Origin of the sequence: Chromohalobacter sp. HP20-39 (assembly GCF_033052815.1) — a bacterium.
Taxonomy (GTDB): Bacteria; Pseudomonadota; Gammaproteobacteria; order Pseudomonadales; family Halomonadaceae; genus Chromohalobacter.
Genome location: NZ_JAWHTP010001182.1, coordinates 1 through 235 on the forward strand (window position 1 = coordinate 1; position 235 = coordinate 235).

Genomic DNA, 235 nt, shown 5'->3' on the forward strand with positions numbered 1-235 from the left:
GATCGAACGCACCATGATGAAGAGCATCAAGGCCAGCGCGGTGGGCAGCAGCACCACCAGCACATTGCGGCGCAGCTTGGCATGGTCGGCGCGTGCCGCCATCTGGGTGTCGAGCGCCGCCATCACCTCAGTCGTGAGCCGGGTCTGAAGGGTGGCGGACTCGATCAGCTTGGCGGTCAGCTGGTCGAGCGGATAGTTGACGTCCTGCGCTGCCGCGGCCAGGGTGTCGTCGACG

Annotated in this window: 1 protein-coding gene; it reads right to left on the minus strand. The window is 66.4% G+C overall.

Going from position 1 to position 235, the window contains the following annotated elements; all coding sequences use genetic code 11:
* Window positions 1-235 (minus strand): hypothetical protein (locus tag RVY79_RS21630; protein ID WP_317466678.1); only part of this gene is annotated, 235 nt, incomplete at both ends.